The following is a 13655-nucleotide window of genomic DNA, read 5'->3' on the forward strand; positions in this document are numbered from 1 at the left end:
CGGCCCGCGGGCCCTCCCCCCCCGGCCCCCGGCCCGCCCCCGCCCGGGGGGTTTTTTTTTTTTTGGGGGGGGGGGGGGGGGGGGGGGGGCGGGGGGGGGGGGGGGGGGGCCCCCCCCCACGGCTCTTCGCAGGACCGCCCAGCTGCCGACGGCACTCCTGAACGGCATCTCGTTCACTGAATCCGGAACAGTTCTCCACCGGCTTCGACGCCGCTTGCCTGATCTCTGGAGTCCTGTGCGCCCTGGCCGGCGTGCTCGCCGCTGCCACAATCCACAACCCAGATCGACCAGTTCACGCAGGTTCCTCTCGCGAGGGTGCCGCGCGAGCGACACTCCTTGCATTGCACTCTGGACGGCCCACCTGCCACAACATGTGGACGGCCGACGGAAACCGGCGTCCGCTGCTCGCAGCCTGTCGTGGGATGCGCCGATGATGACCTCTACCAGCGCGCTCACGACCTCGCGGCGTGCAGGATCGCGGCAGATGATGCGGCGATCCGGTCAAGCACGAACAGCGCCGCGATGCAAAGAGCGATCCAGACCGACAGCACCACAACACCGCTGACCAGCCCGTCGTGGTGGAAGTAGGCGATCCCGCCCAGTGCGCGGACGCCGACGCCCGGAGGCATCACCGAGGTGAGGGGTTTCAGCCAGCCAGGCAGAAATTCGGGCGGCAGCACCCCACCGCTGCTGGCGTTCCCCATCACGATCATAAAAATCGACGCCAACAGAACTCCGACCGCGCCGAAGATCCGGATCAAGAGTACGGTCGCTGCCGCTATAGCCCCCGCCATCAGCGCCACAATCCCCGCGATGCCCAGAAAGGGACCGGGTATGGCCCCGAAGGCCGTACTCGCAATGAGTGCTGTCGCCAGTCCGCCGACGACCGCGAACAGCACCAGACTGCTCACGCGCTGCCCGAAGGAGAGGCGCGGTGCCACTTGGTAGGTCATTTGGCCGAAGAGAAACCCTGCCAGCACCAGCCCGAATGACGCATAGAAGACCGATAGACCCCTGCTGTCCCCACTCGAGAGCGGAAGAATGTCGGTGACGGGCCATTTCTCTGCCGGCCGACAGCCCGGGGCACACAGACTGGCGAGCGGCGCCACCAGCGCGGACACCGCGGGACCGTTCGCACCCGCGTACACGATCTTGGGATCACCGCCGTCGGCCAACAGCGCGGCATACGCCTGGCGGTGCTCAACCGCCGAACGGGCCGAGGCATTGTCCGGGTACCGGTCGACTTGGAAGCCGTCCGGCGCGACACGCTGCAGCCGCACGTCGAAAAGTGCCGCGGTCTTGTCGGATGCGGCGACGGCGACCGGCAGCCGGTGCGCCTGGGGGGTATGGAAGGCGGCGAGGAAAACGCTGACGAAGACCAGGCCGATGGTCAGCACAGTGATCACGGGCTTGAGCACCGCCTGCGGCCCGGTCAGCCCTGGCCGTTCGGGCGGGGCGTCACTCTGCGGACCCGGATGGTGGCGGTGTCGCCCCGGCCCCGGGTCGGCGTCAGGGGAATCACTTTGACTTGCGGACACAGTGCTGGGCATGGTTCCTCGACCTTCAAGGTGTAAGGTGACTTGTATAAGCTACCTTATACATGGAGGAGCATCAGTGGCGGTGAAGGATCCCAGCGAGCGCATCGGCTACCTGCTCTGGCAGCTCTCACAGGCATACACGCAGCGCCTCGAACGGGCATTGCGCCCACTCGGACTGACCCAGGCGCAACTCAGCACGCTCGTCCGACTGAGCCGGGACGGGACTCTGTCCAGTGCCGAACTCGCCCGCCGCTGCGGCGTCACCGCCCAGTCCATGGGCACAGCGCTGCGGGGTCTGGTCGAGCGTGGGCTAGTGGAGCGGCGCCCTCACCCCACTCACGGAAAAATCATCGAAATGTGCATCACGGCCGCGGGCGAGGCACTGGCACTGCAGGGCGAGACCGCGCTCGAACCGTGCGAGCAGGAGGCCCTGGAATCGCTGCTGCCCCAGGAACAGGAACAGGTGCGCACCCACCTCCGTCGCATGCTCGGCGCCCTCAACGCCCAGGCGCTCGGACCGGGCTACGGGAATCAGCACGACGACGGGACGTGAGTGGCGCATGGCTCAGCGCTGGGGCACGGGGAGAAGTCGATCTCCCGGCCGCCTGCTCGCCCTGCTGTGCTCCAAAGCAAGGGCGCAACGGGTCGGCATCTCGATGTACGACTCGGTCCGGTTCTCCACATGGGTAAGTCGCAATCTGCCATGACATGAACCGCAGTGCAGTGCCGCGAGGAGCCACGACACGTGGCTCAGGGCGACTGGACGCTTTGGCCTGCCTCCTCCCCCGAAAACGGTGGGGCCTACGGCGTGCCGACCGTCCGCGCTCCGCCCAACCAACCGGACATGTGGAGGCGACGCCTTGCCCGGGGCCGTCCTGGAAATGTGTCACATGAGCGAGAGCCTTCCTGTCTTAGCAGTAAAAGGACGAGTCACTGCATCCGGACGCAACTCGCCGCCCCCCTTGGTGATCACCGGCCAGACCGCGGTGCACCTCGCCCGAGAGGAAGACTGATGAACGCACGCATCGTGTCAGTAGCTGAAGGCCCGCGTCTGGCCCGCTCCATTACGGTCGGTCCTCATACGCTGGCTGCGGACGAACCCCAGCCCATCAGCACCGATACGGGACCCACACCCGGAGAACTGCTCCTGGCCGCGCTTGGTTCGTGTACTTCCATGACCGTCCGGGCCTTTGCGGACAGGCACGGCTGGCCGCTCGACCAAGTCGATGTAGCTGTGCGGTTCGATCCGCAAGGACAGATCGTCAAGAACATCCGGCTGACCGGCGATCTGGAGCCTGCCCACATAAAGCAGCTACTGGCAGCTGCCGGGCGCTGTCCTGTGCAACGTCTCCTGACCAGGGAGGCCTCGGTCGTCACCGTGCCCACTGTTCTGGCCAGGCCCCACGCGTCGTCCCGCAGCCAGACACTGCCGCAATGACCCGACCCTGCGCGGTTCGGCCCCCCGCCGCCCCCTGGGACGGGTGTCCTGTCAGGCGGGGAACCACAGGTCGGCGTCAGCAGCCTCTTCCTTGCGGATGCTGAAGAGAGCGATGTCCCTCTTGTGCGAACTCTGCGGTGGCAACTGGGCGATCAGACGGTGATCGCCGTCAAGGACGAACGGCTCGCCCTGCTGCCTCAAGGACGTCTCGAAGTACTCGGCGTTGATGGTTGTGTACTGCGCCCAGTGCTGTGGGACGTCCTCCTCATAGAAGATGCCCTCGACCGGGCAGACCGGCTCGCACGCGGCAGTCCACGCACTCGGAGGGGTTGATGTAGAGCGTCCGGTTGCCCTCATAGATGCAGTCAACAGGACACTCGGTGAGGCAGGCTCTATCCTTGACGTCGACGCAAGGCTGTGCAATGACGTACGTCATCTTCTCCTCATTCGTCCGATGGAGTCCGATGGAGATGGTCAGCGTCAGACGGGCCTGCGGCAGGCAGTCTTCCGGCTGGAGGTATGACCATGAGGCCCATGATGTTGTGACAGTTGGCGCGTATCCCGCCTGGGCAGTCACTGAAGTTGTCACAGGATGAAGGGCTACGCGGTCTGATGGGTGACCCTCCCCACATGACTCGCGGCATGCGACATCTGAGATGAGAAACCCTGTGAATACTCTCGTGATCGTCGGTGGCGGTCTGGCCGCGGCCAAGGCGGCGGAGGCACTGCGGGAACACGGCCACAGCGGTCCGCTCATCGTCATCGGCGACGAGCGTGAGAGGCCGTACGTTCGGCCGCCGCTTTCCAAGGGATACCTGCTGGGCAAGGAGAAGCGCGATTCGATCTTCGTGCATCCTGATGACTGGTACCGGGAGCACGATGTCGACCTGCTGCTGGACACGCGTGCGCGCGCGGTCGATTGGCGGGCACGGACGGTGGAACTGGACGACAGGCGTCAGGTTCCCTACACCAAGCTGCTGCTGGCCACTGGCTCCTCTCCACGTCATCTGTCCCTCCCGGGGGCCGACCTCGACAACGTCCTGTATCTGCGCCGTGTGGGAGACAGTGAACGGCTCAAGTCCGCCTTCAGCGCGGGGGCGAAGATCGTCGTCATCGGTGCCGGATGGATCGGTCTTGAGACCGCCGCGGCCGCCCGGATGGCCGGCGCTGAGGTAACAATGCTCGAACACTCGGAGCTTCCCCTGCTGGAGGTGCTCGGGCGCGAGGCGGCTGAGGTGTTCGCCGCTCTCCACGCTGATCACGGCGTCAAGCTGCTGCCCAACGTGCAGGTGGAGTCCATCACCGGCACACACGGCCGTGTGGACGGGGTGCGGCTCGCTGATGGCAGCCACCTTGCCGCGGACGCCGTCGTCGTGGGCGTCGGCATCACCCCCAATGTCCAACTCGCCCAAGAGGCGGGCCTGGACGTGCAGAACGGCATCGTGACCGACGAGCATCTGCAGACTTCAGTGGCCGACATTTACGCTGCAGGCGACGTCGCCAACGCCTACCACCCGCTGCTCGACCGTCACCTCAGGGTCGAACACTGGGCCAATGCACTGCATCAGCCGGAGGTGGCGGCGCTCAGCATGCTCGGCAAGGACGCTGTCTACGACAGGCTGCCGTACTTCTACACAGATCAATACGACCTCGGAATGGAGTACATGGGTTACACGGAACCAGGGGGCGACGACCGCGTCGTCTTCCGCGGTGAGCCGTCCGAACGACGGTTCATCGCGTTCTGGATGGCGGGGAACCGCGTGCTGGCTGGCATGAGTGTCAACGTGTGGGATGTCATGGACCCGATCCGGTCCCTCATCACATCCGGGTCGGACATCGACGACGGGCTCCTCTCCGACCCGAACGTACCCCTGGAGCGCATCCTGCCGTGACTCCCGGCCCGGGCGAGAGTGGGCCGTATTGCACATCGTCTCTCACCCTCGTTGGTGTCAGTGGGGCTTCACCACGGGTTTACGGGCCCATCGGCAGCAGATGGGTGTCACAGATCCCGGGACGGCCTGGTCGTACTGAGTGACACCCCAGGCGATCGGAGTAGACCGTGGCTATCAGTGAACAACGTCTTTCCACCATGGTGCTGGTGATCGGCACCGGAGGAGCTGGGCTGCGAGCAGCAATCGAACTGGCTGAGGCCGGCATCGACGTCCTCGCGGTCGGCAAGCGTCCAAAGGAGGACGCCCATACGGCACTTGCTGCCGGAGGAATCAACGCGGCCCTGGCCACCATGGATCCCGAGGACAGCTGGCAGCAGCATGCAGCCGACACTCTCAAGGAGAGTTATCTGCTCGCCGACCCTCGCACCGCTCAGATCGTCACCCAGGGCGCCGCCCGGGGCATCGACGACCTGGAACGCTACGGCATGGCCTTCGCCAGGGAAGAGGACGGCCGCATCTCCCAGCGGTTCTTCGGCGCGCACAAGTTCCGGCGGACTGCGTTCGCAGGCGACTACACCGGTCTGGAGATCCAGCGCACGCTCGTCAGGCGCGCGGACCAGCTCAAAATCCCCGTGCTCGACGGTGTCTACATCACCCGGCTCCTGGTGCATGACGGCGCCGTCTTCGGTGCCTACGGCTTCGACCTCACAGACGGAAAGCGCTACCTGATCCACGCGGACGCCGTCATTCTCGCCGCGGGTGGCCACACCCGTATCTGGCGGCGCACGTCCTCACGGCGCGACGAGAACACGGGTGACTCCTTCCGCCTGGCCGTGGAGGCCGGAGCCCGCCTGCGCGACCCTGAGCTGGTCCAGTTCCACCCTTCCGGGATCATCGAGCCGGAGAACGCGGCCGGCACCCTGGTCAGCGAGGCCGCCCGAGGTGAAGGCGGGATCCTGCGCAACGCGCTCGGGGAACGGTTCATGAACCGCTACGACCCCGCCCGGATGGAACTGTCCACCCGCGACCGTGTGGCCCTGGCCTCCTACACGGAGATCAAGGAAGGGCGCGGGACCCCCAAGGGCGGCGTGTGGCTCGACGTCTCCCACCTGCCACGGCAGACGATCATGACGCGGCTCCCCCGGGTCTATCAGACTCTTCTGGACCTGCAGATGCTGGACATCACCCGCGAGCCGATCGAGATCGCGCCCACTGCGCACTACTCGATGGGCGGGGTGTGGGTGCGTCCCGAGGACCACAGCACTGACGTACGTGGCCTGTACGCCATCGGCGAGGCGTCGAGCGGGCTGCACGGCGCCAATCGCCTTGGTGGGAACAGTCTCATAGAGCTGCTGGTCTTCGGCCGCATCACAGGCCAGGCTGCCGCCGCCTACTCGCAGTCCCTGACCGCGCAGCCGCGGTCGGCGTCGGCAATCGCGCAGGCTCGCGCGGAGATCGACGATCTTCTCGCCGCCGACGGACCGGAGAACGTACGCGCCCTGCAGCGCGCCATCCGCAACACCATGACCGAGCATGCGGGAGTCCTACGCGACGAAGAGGGCCTGGGCGCCGGACTGGCAGAGCTCAGCGTGATCGAGAAGAGGATGGGGGACGTCGGCATCCATCCCGACATCGCCGGCTACCAGGATCTCGCGCACGCCTTCGACCTCAAGTCCGCCGCTCTGGCAGCCCGGGCCACGCTCGAAGCAGCGCTTGAGCGTCGTGAGACCCGGGGCTGCCACAACCGCAGCGACTATCCGGACATGGATCCCGCTCTGCAGGTCAATCTCGTGTGGTCCCCGACGACTGGGATCACCCGCGAGAGCATTCCGGCGATCCCGGACGAGATTGCCTCTCTGATGCAGGAGGTCTCGACCGATGGAAAGCTCGCCGAATGACCTCGTGTAACTCTGCGAGGCGCGCAATGGCGTCACACCCGTCTGCTCTCCTTCAAGCACGCCATGTGACCACGGGCGGGATCGTGACGCGCAATGAAAAGCCGCGCTGCCTTGTGCAACCAGGCCCCCGAGGGCCGCATCGGGAAAGAATTTTCTCGATGCCTGCGAACCCCTGTCACAAGTAGATCCGCTGTCCTGTCTCTTCTAGTGCAGACAGAATTTTTTCAGTACCGGCGAGCAGCTCATGCAGGATGCGCGCGGCACCATGAAAACCTCCGAGAGGAATCCGTTATGAAGATCGTAGTGATCGGTGGAACCGGGCTCATCGGCTCGAAGCTGGTCGGCAAGCTCAACGAGCACGGTCACGAGGCGGTCGCGGCCTCGCCCAACACCGGAGTCAACACTGTGACGGGCGAGGGTCTGGCCGAGGTTCTGCAGGGTGCGTCGGTCGTGATCGACGTGTCGAACTCCCCCTCGTGGGCGGACGAGGACGTCATGAACTTCTTCCGCACCTCCACGGCCAACCTCCTGAAGGCGGAGGCCGAGGCCGGCGTGACGCACCACGTGGCTCTGTCCGTGGTCGGCACCGACCGGCTCCAGGAGAGCGGTTACTTCCGTGCCAAGCAGGCGCAGGAAGAACTGATCAAGGCGTCCGGCATCCCGTACTCCATCGTCCACGCCACGCAGTTCTTCGAGTTCGTGAAGGGGATCGCGGACATCTCGACCGAGGGCGACACCGTGCGTCTGGCCCCCGTCAAGTTCCAGCCCATCTACTCTGACGACGTGGCCGCGGCCGTCGGCCGCACAGCGGTCGGCACCCCGGTCAACGGTGTGGTGGAGATCGCCGGCCCCGACGTGTTCCAGCTCGATGAGCTCCTCCGCAAGGTACTCGCCGACGGGAACGACCCCCGCACCGTCGTCACGGACCCGCAGGCCCCGTACTCCGGTGCCGAGCTGCAGGAGACCACACTCGTGCCGGGTCCCGGCGCGCACCTCGCCGAGACCCGCCTCGCCGACTGGCTCGCGCAGCAGCGGTAAGTCCTGCGGGTGGCCCCTGTCGGCAGGGGCCACCCCTGTGCTCCGGCCGCAGGTTCTTTCGGTTGAACATGGCGAGCCGGTTCCTTCGTGCGAGGATCTCAAATAGGGGCGAATTCTGGCACACTGCGGCCGTACAGTCGAATTCAGGGCTGCTTTTCGAGCGAAGCGCTGCCGGTCATGAACGTCGAAGCCTGGACCCACGAGAGATGAAGAAACGGATCGTCCTGGCAAGGAAGGCCAAGGCAGTGGCTGTGTATGCGGTGGAGTGACGCGAGCTCTTGCGCTGCAGGCTCAAGAACGGGCTTAGTCATAACTGCAACTCCTTGGGTCGGCAGGCTCCTTCCTGCTTGCACCTCATGACGCACCTGCTGAAGTTGTGACACACGCCAAGGAAAGGGCAGGCGACACCGATATCCAGATCATGGAGCGCACCGCTGCAGGGTACTGGTGATTCGAGCACAGGATGCCCGGGCGGGCAGAAAGGAACGCGCATTCAAAACGTGTGTCTTCCTGGTCATCACTCGTCGGGGACTACGCGCAGTGTTCGCAGGCGCGGCGGCGGCAGGAGGGCGAGAGAACCACGCTCCTCGCATCCGGCAGCGCCAAGGCACGCCGTCTGGCCGGGGAGATCATGGAGCGCGCGACCAGTCACCATGGCTGCGTCGATCTGCGGCTACGGGCGCTATTCGGCCCTGAGACCGGGTAACCGGCGTATGTGTGACACGTAGCCGAGTTCCGCGAGGCGCTGAAGGGGATGATCCGCAGAGGATGGTGTGGCCGGGGCGCGGCCCGCGGGGGCTAGTCACGCTGGTACAACGACGCGGTGGTCACGCCCCGCGGGCCGCGACAACGTGGGGCAGGCGGCGCGGTCCCGGCAGCGGGCTGCGGTCATGATGGCCGAGCGGATGTTGGTGTGAAGGCTCCGCAAACCGAGGGTCACTGCTGTGGTGCTGCGATCGCTGGGCGGGGTGGACTCCAGCGTGCATCGACGGCGCAGACGTGTTCTGGCGAACTGCCCATTCCTGGCGGGACATCCTGCGTCGGCACAGCGCGCGCTGAGGGCCCATGGCAAAAGGACAGTGCCCGAGGCCTCGGGATCAGGCGTGGAAGCTCATGTCACAAGATCCATGCCTGCCCGGTCTAACAGGTTGAGCGGAGAAGTGAAAGAGGTGTGCCATGCGCGAGGATTCAGCCATCGACTACTGCAGCCGCCTCCCCGGGCACAGGGGTGTGCCTGGTGACATCCTGCCATCGGTACGTCGATACCGGTGAAGCCCTTCTGAACTGCGGCGACGTTGATGCGTGCGGCGCGTTGTGTGGTGCCGTGCGAGAGGGAGGATGCCGTATGGACCATGCTGACGCGGTGCCGATCGCGGAGCTGCTGGATGAGCGTCGGTCCCTGCTGGATGTCGCCTACTGGATGCTGGGCAGTGCCGGTGAGGCGGAGAGCGTTGTCGATGAGACCTACCGCCGGTGGTACGGGCTGTCCGACGCCGCGCGCCAGCAGATCACGGCGCCCCGGTCCTGGCTGGCGAAGACCGCGGGCGGCATCGGTCTGGACCGCCTCGCCCTACCCGACCGGGGTGCGGCAGGCCAGAGGGAGGGTTACCGCACGCAGACGGGAGACGCCGAGGGGGCGCGGGCGAGGCTGGCGGAGGAGGTCAGTCGGGTTCTGCTGACTGCGCTGGACTCCCTGTCGCCTGCCGAGCGGGCGGCGTTCGTGCTCAACGACGTCTTCGGGATGACCCCCGATACGGTCGCTGACATCGTGGGACGCACCGAGCCGGAGTGCGCCGAACTCGCCGACCGGGCGCGCCACAGCCTTCGGGTGCAGCGCTCACGCCCCACGACACCGGAACAGCACGATGCCCTCGCCCGCGCCGTCCGCCAGGCCTGCCTGAGCGAGGACGCCGAGCTGCTGGCATCGCTGCTCTCCCCGGACGCCACGGCGTTCTTCGACGGCGGCGGCAAGGTCCGGGCACTCATCAGGCCCGTCCACGGCAGCCGGCAGGTCGCCCACAGCCTGCTGACACTCCTGGCCCGCCGCCCGCGCACCACACTGACCACCCACTCCGTCAACGGCCGCACCGGCCTCGTCGCCCGCTACCACCACCAGGTCGCCGCCGTCATCAGCCTCAACATCGCCGACCACCACGTCGCACAAGTCTGGGTCACACTCAACCCCGACAAACTACGCTCCTGGAACCTGCCCCCCACCCCCGATGGCCCCGGCTCACACCAGAGCCCGTCACAGCAGGGCGACGGCTGGTCCTGATCACCGGCGCTTCATGCCAGCACCCCACGTCCGCACAGAAATAGCTCCAAGCGCCTCGGCCGGTCCCGTGAACATGGGGCGCTTACTCACCGCATGGGGCCCGCAGACAGGTCCCGGGTCGGTGAGTGTCCACTTCCCCCGTCGTCCGCGCCCCCCTCGGGGAGGCCGGCTGCATCAGGGGCCATGCGTGACCTCGCGCGTGCGGGCTCACCGGTCTGCCAGTAGCCCGGGGCAGACGCTGTCGGGTGCCTTCGTTGATCGCGCGATGACTGCCTCGTCACAGTGTCGCGGTCACACACCGCCCGACGCAGGGCCGAGAGCAGCTGCGAAGCGGGAACGCGAATCAAGGATCGCGGCGATCTTGCTCGGGTTGAACACCCACATCACCTTGTAAATGCCTTCCTTCGAGGCGGCCATCGTCATGAACGCGATGGGTTGGCCATCTCGGTAGACCATCACGCCCGTACAGCCGTTGGCGTCCACCAACCTGGGCTCCGCTTCCTGCCAGAGCCGCGGATAGGTCGCCAGCTTGGCCACACGTGCACAGCCCAGCACAGGTATACGAGCGCAGGCCCGCATACCGTTGCCGTCGGACAGACTGACGGCATCGGGGGTGAGAAGGGCCTCCAATGAAGCCACATCCCCCGTTTGAGCCGCCGAGACGAAGACGTTGAGAAGGCGTCGGTGCTCCGCCGTGTCCACGCTCTCCCGCTGCTCTTCCGACAGATGCTTGCGAGCACGGCTTACGATCTTGCGCACGTTGACGAGGCTGAGTTGAAGGATCTCAGCGATCTCGGGATAGGCGTAATCGAATGCCTCGCGCAGTACGTACGCGGCGCGTTCAGTGGGGCTCAGCTTCTCCAGCACCAACAGCAGCGCCAGTTCGAGAGCCTCCGCGCGCTGCGCGCCTACCTCCGGGTCCGAGCTCGTGTCGATGGGCTCGGGCAGCCATGGTCCGATGTAGGTTTCCCGGCGCACGCGCGCCGATTGCGCGACGTTGATGGCCAAGCGAGTCGTCGTACTCGAGAGGAAGGCCACCGGGCTGACCACCACGGAGCGGTCGGTCTTCTGCCAACGCAGCCACACTTCCTGGACCACGTCTTCAGCCTCGACCGCGCTGCCAAGCACTCGGTAGGCGATTCCGAAGAGACGTGTCCGGTGTTGCACAAAAACAGCAACAGCCTCTTCAAGGGTACTTGTCGTGGGGGACGGCTCGAGATCCATGATCCTGCGGTCTCCGTTCCTCCGGTTGCGGCTGTCTAGGGGCGGGACCACGCGGCTACCGCGTGGTGTTGAACGGCGCCGACCAGCGGTCGCAGGACACGATCCTGAACGCCGGTGTGCTGCCGGGTATGAGGCGCTGCATGGCTTGTTTGGGTGCCGCAGGAACCGTGATCACGAAAGTCGCGACACATCCCTGAAAGTCATGACTGCTCCCATCGCATCTCTCCCGTTGGACCGGCATCGGCCGTTCCCGTGACAGGACGGGGGCAGAAGGGTTCCGCCGGCTGCTGCCGGAGGAGCCGATCCCAGGAAGTCACACAGTGTTTTTGCGGGCTCACAGCCCGACCATTGATCACATCACACTTCTGAGCAAAGGGCCCATATAGGTAGCGGGCCGCGCACAGTTCCCCGGCCCAAGACCGTGGAACCGTTCCCAACGGCGCCATTAAAGCATTGACACGTTGTTGATAAGTGGGTGGGTCGTTCTGCGTCCCGGTGAGGGCTGGATGAGCCCGCAGCAGCGTATTCACGCCACCGGCAGGAGTCACACCCTGAAGAAACCGGCGGCCGCATCGTGACGATGCGTGTCACAGCGATGGGCCGGTAACACCGTTCGAGTAGAGACGACGGCGGCTGACCGGCATCCGGATGATCCCCCATCGGCCCTTGCCGACACGATACTTACGATTCCACGGTCAGTGCACCGTCACCGAGTCGGACTCGTACACCAGCCCGACTCGGTGGTTGTACAGAATGGCGTCCTCACGGGTTGTACAACCACGCCTTGCTGCCGCTGTACCAGCGTGAGGGCAAGCACCGGCCGGCTTTCGGGTCTCTGTCCTGCCAGGGCAGCAGCAGTATCGACGTGCACTCAAGAGGCTTGTGGCAGGGCTTACTTGCCCCGTAGTGACTCAGCTGATGCCCCGATTCTCCGCGGTGCTGGTCTGTGCCAGCGTGGCTATGTCGGGTTGGGGGGTGGGGGGCTGGTTCCAGGAGCGTAGTTTGTCGGGGTTGAGTGTGACCCAGACTTGTGCGACGTGGTGGTCGGCGATGTTGAGGCTGATGACGGCGGCGACCTGGTGGTGGTAGCGGGCGACGAGGCCGGTGCGGCCGTTGACGGAGTGGGTGGTCAGTGTGGTGCGCGGTCGACACCCGAGTGGCGCAGCGACAGCGCGTGGGCGTGGCCCTGGCTGCCGTAGCCGATGACCGCGACCTTGCGGCCCTGGATGATGGACAGGTCGGCGTCAGCGTCGTAGAACAGCTCGGCCATGGGAAACACCCTTTCGCTCACGGTGGAAGAAGGTCCCGAGGCGGCACCTGTGCCAGGTCTGCTGTGGAGGAGGCGCTGCGCCTTGGGGAGGGGGGAACGCAGGAGAACAATGGACAAGACAGCGTGTGTCCATGCTTGATGCTGCTTTCGCGGGCTTGCCGGGCGTCTCCGCAACTGAGCCTGTCCGGCCGGCACTGGGTCTGTCCGGCCCGCCGGGCACACGTCACGGGACCAACTCCGGCTGGCGTGCCCGTTGTTGATCCACCGCAAAACACTATCCCACGTCTTGCTGTGATGACCTGGTGAACGGCTCAACCATGCGTGTGGCCGTGGCCTAAGGTGAGTCGCGCGCCGGTCGCTATGCGTCGGAGAAAGCACCGTGTGACTCGATTGAGCGGACGCTGATCTGCGTGAGCCCGGCCCGACAATCACCACACCTCACCACGAAATGGAAGAGAGCATGCGCAATCTGTCACGTATAGGCGCTGTTGGTGCCCTACTTGCCGGTTTATACCTCCCCGCCGGGTTCGCGCACGCGACCCCGGCCGGTCCCGGGGTGACCGGCAAGGTCATCGCCCAGTCCACCGTGGGCGGGAGCGACTACATCCTGCGGGAGGTCACCATTCCTCCGGGTCAGGGGACCGGATGGCACTACCACGACGGCACCCTGTACGCGTATGTCAAGCAGGGGACCCTGAGTCACTTCGATTCCACGTGCAAGTCCGACGGTGTGTACTCCAAGGGCAGCTTCGTGGAGGAACCGCCCGGTGCCGGCCACGTGCACATCGGCCAGAATCTCGGTGCTACGGACCTCGTCCTGGAGGTTCTCTACGTCCTGCCGCACGGCGCCCCCTTCTCCCAGGACGCCCCCAACCCCGGCTGTGACTTCCAGTAGTCCTTCTCGGGGGCTCCGCCAGTGCTTGTGCCCAAGGCACGCGACTGATCAGCACTGGCTTTGTGCACCGAGCCGGGGGGGGGGGGGGGGGGGGGGGGGGGGGGCCCGCCCGCGGGGCGGGGGGGGGGGGGGGCGGCGCGGGGGGGGGGGGCGGGGGGCGGCGCCGCGGGGGGGGGGGGGCGCGCAG

The 13655-nt window shown here is 66.0% G+C and carries 10 protein-coding genes and 2 pseudogenes; 7 read left to right on the forward strand and 5 right to left on the reverse strand.

Features of this window, described 5'->3' with window-relative positions:
• Positions 1-173 precede the first annotated feature (173 nt).
• A complete protein-coding gene (locus ACFY0T_RS49920; protein ID WP_388885807.1) occupies positions 174-296 on the reverse strand; it encodes a hypothetical protein in 123 nt (40 codons plus the stop codon).
• 156 nt (positions 297-452) lie between these two features.
• Positions 453-1406: an ABC transporter permease gene (locus ACFY0T_RS49925; RefSeq protein WP_388885811.1), complete on the reverse strand. Its 954-nt coding sequence runs from the start codon at positions 1404-1406 to the stop codon at positions 453-455.
• A gap of 214 nt (positions 1407-1620) precedes the next feature.
• Here ACFY0T_RS49925 and ACFY0T_RS49930 point away from each other — a divergent pair, with 214 nt between their 5' ends.
• Together ACFY0T_RS49930 and ACFY0T_RS49935 are read left to right on the forward strand one after the other, a co-directional pair.
• Positions 1621-2091: a MarR family winged helix-turn-helix transcriptional regulator gene (locus ACFY0T_RS49930; protein ID WP_388885814.1), complete on the forward strand. Its 471-nt coding sequence runs from the start codon at positions 1621-1623 to the stop codon at positions 2089-2091.
• A 459-nt stretch (positions 2092-2550) separates the two neighbouring features.
• Positions 2551-2976 (forward strand): OsmC family protein, encoded by a 426-nt coding sequence (locus ACFY0T_RS49935; protein ID WP_388885817.1) that lies wholly within the window; start codon positions 2551-2553, stop codon positions 2974-2976.
• A 51-nt stretch (positions 2977-3027) separates the two neighbouring features.
• On the opposite strand, the pseudogene fdxA reads toward ACFY0T_RS49935, so the two are convergent.
• Positions 3028-3412 (reverse strand): annotated as a pseudogene (fdxA, locus tag ACFY0T_RS49940) (ferredoxin).
• Between the two features lie 220 nt (positions 3413-3632).
• On the opposite strand from fdxA, the gene ACFY0T_RS49945 reads away from it, so the two are divergent.
• The 4 genes from ACFY0T_RS49945 to ACFY0T_RS49960 all read left to right on the forward strand — a co-directional run bounded on the left by ACFY0T_RS49945 (position 3633) and on the right by ACFY0T_RS49960 (position 10079).
• Positions 3633-4868, forward strand: a complete 1236-nt coding sequence (locus ACFY0T_RS49945) for an NAD(P)/FAD-dependent oxidoreductase (RefSeq protein ID WP_388885820.1) — start codon at positions 3633-3635, stop codon at positions 4866-4868.
• Positions 4869-5065: 197 nt separating this feature from the next.
• A complete protein-coding gene (locus tag ACFY0T_RS49950) occupies positions 5066-6766 on the forward strand; it encodes an L-aspartate oxidase (RefSeq protein ID WP_388885834.1) in 1701 nt (566 codons plus the stop codon).
• 291 nt (positions 6767-7057) lie between these two features.
• A complete protein-coding gene (locus ACFY0T_RS49955; protein WP_388885823.1) occupies positions 7058-7804 on the forward strand; it encodes an SDR family oxidoreductase in 747 nt (248 codons plus the stop codon).
• Positions 7805-9149: 1345 nt separating this feature from the next.
• Positions 9150-10079: a sigma factor-like helix-turn-helix DNA-binding protein gene (locus tag ACFY0T_RS49960; RefSeq protein ID WP_388885826.1), complete on the forward strand. Its 930-nt coding sequence runs from the start codon at positions 9150-9152 to the stop codon at positions 10077-10079.
• Positions 10080-10370: 291 nt separating this feature from the next.
• Here ACFY0T_RS49960 and ACFY0T_RS49965 read toward each other — a convergent pair whose 3' ends face one another.
• Both ACFY0T_RS49965 and ACFY0T_RS49970 read right to left on the reverse strand, forming a co-directional pair.
• Complete coding sequence (locus tag ACFY0T_RS49965; RefSeq protein ID WP_388885829.1) at positions 10371-11303, reverse strand: sigma-70 family RNA polymerase sigma factor; 933 nt, start codon at positions 11301-11303, stop codon at positions 10371-10373.
• A gap of 1144 nt (positions 11304-12447) precedes the next feature.
• Positions 12448-12573: pseudogene (locus tag ACFY0T_RS49970) on the reverse strand (ketol-acid reductoisomerase); the annotation flags it as partial.
• Between the two features lie 460 nt (positions 12574-13033).
• Between ACFY0T_RS49970 and ACFY0T_RS49975 the strand changes: the two are divergent.
• Complete coding sequence (locus ACFY0T_RS49975; RefSeq protein ID WP_388885832.1) at positions 13034-13468, forward strand: cupin domain-containing protein; 435 nt, start codon at positions 13034-13036, stop codon at positions 13466-13468.
• Positions 13469-13655: the final 187 nt, after the last annotated feature.

The organism is Streptomyces sp. NPDC001530 (genome assembly GCF_042894545.1).
Taxonomy (GTDB): Bacteria; Actinomycetota; Actinomycetes; order Streptomycetales; family Streptomycetaceae; genus Streptomyces.

What these genes read in the sequence shown, in the direction of transcription:
- ACFY0T_RS49935 (WP_388885817.1), top strand. Translation starts at nt 2,551, where the DNA reads ATGAACGCACGCATCGTGTCAGTAGCTGAAGGCCCGCGTCTGGCCCGC.
- ACFY0T_RS49945 (WP_388885820.1), top strand. Translation starts at nt 3,633, where the DNA reads ATGAGAAACCCTGTGAATACTCTCGTGATCGTCGGTGGCGGTCTGGCC.
- ACFY0T_RS49950 (WP_388885834.1), top strand. Translation starts at nt 5,066, where the DNA reads ATGGTGCTGGTGATCGGCACCGGAGGAGCTGGGCTGCGAGCAGCAATC.
- ACFY0T_RS49955 (WP_388885823.1), top strand. Translation starts at nt 7,058, where the DNA reads ATGAAGATCGTAGTGATCGGTGGAACCGGGCTCATCGGCTCGAAGCTG.
- ACFY0T_RS49960 (WP_388885826.1), top strand. Translation starts at nt 9,150, where the DNA reads ATGGACCATGCTGACGCGGTGCCGATCGCGGAGCTGCTGGATGAGCGT.
- ACFY0T_RS49965 (WP_388885829.1), bottom strand. Translation starts at nt 11,303, where the DNA reads ATGGATCTCGAGCCGTCCCCCACGACAAGTACCCTTGAAGAGGCTGTT.
- ACFY0T_RS49975 (WP_388885832.1), top strand. Translation starts at nt 13,034, where the DNA reads ATGCGCAATCTGTCACGTATAGGCGCTGTTGGTGCCCTACTTGCCGGT.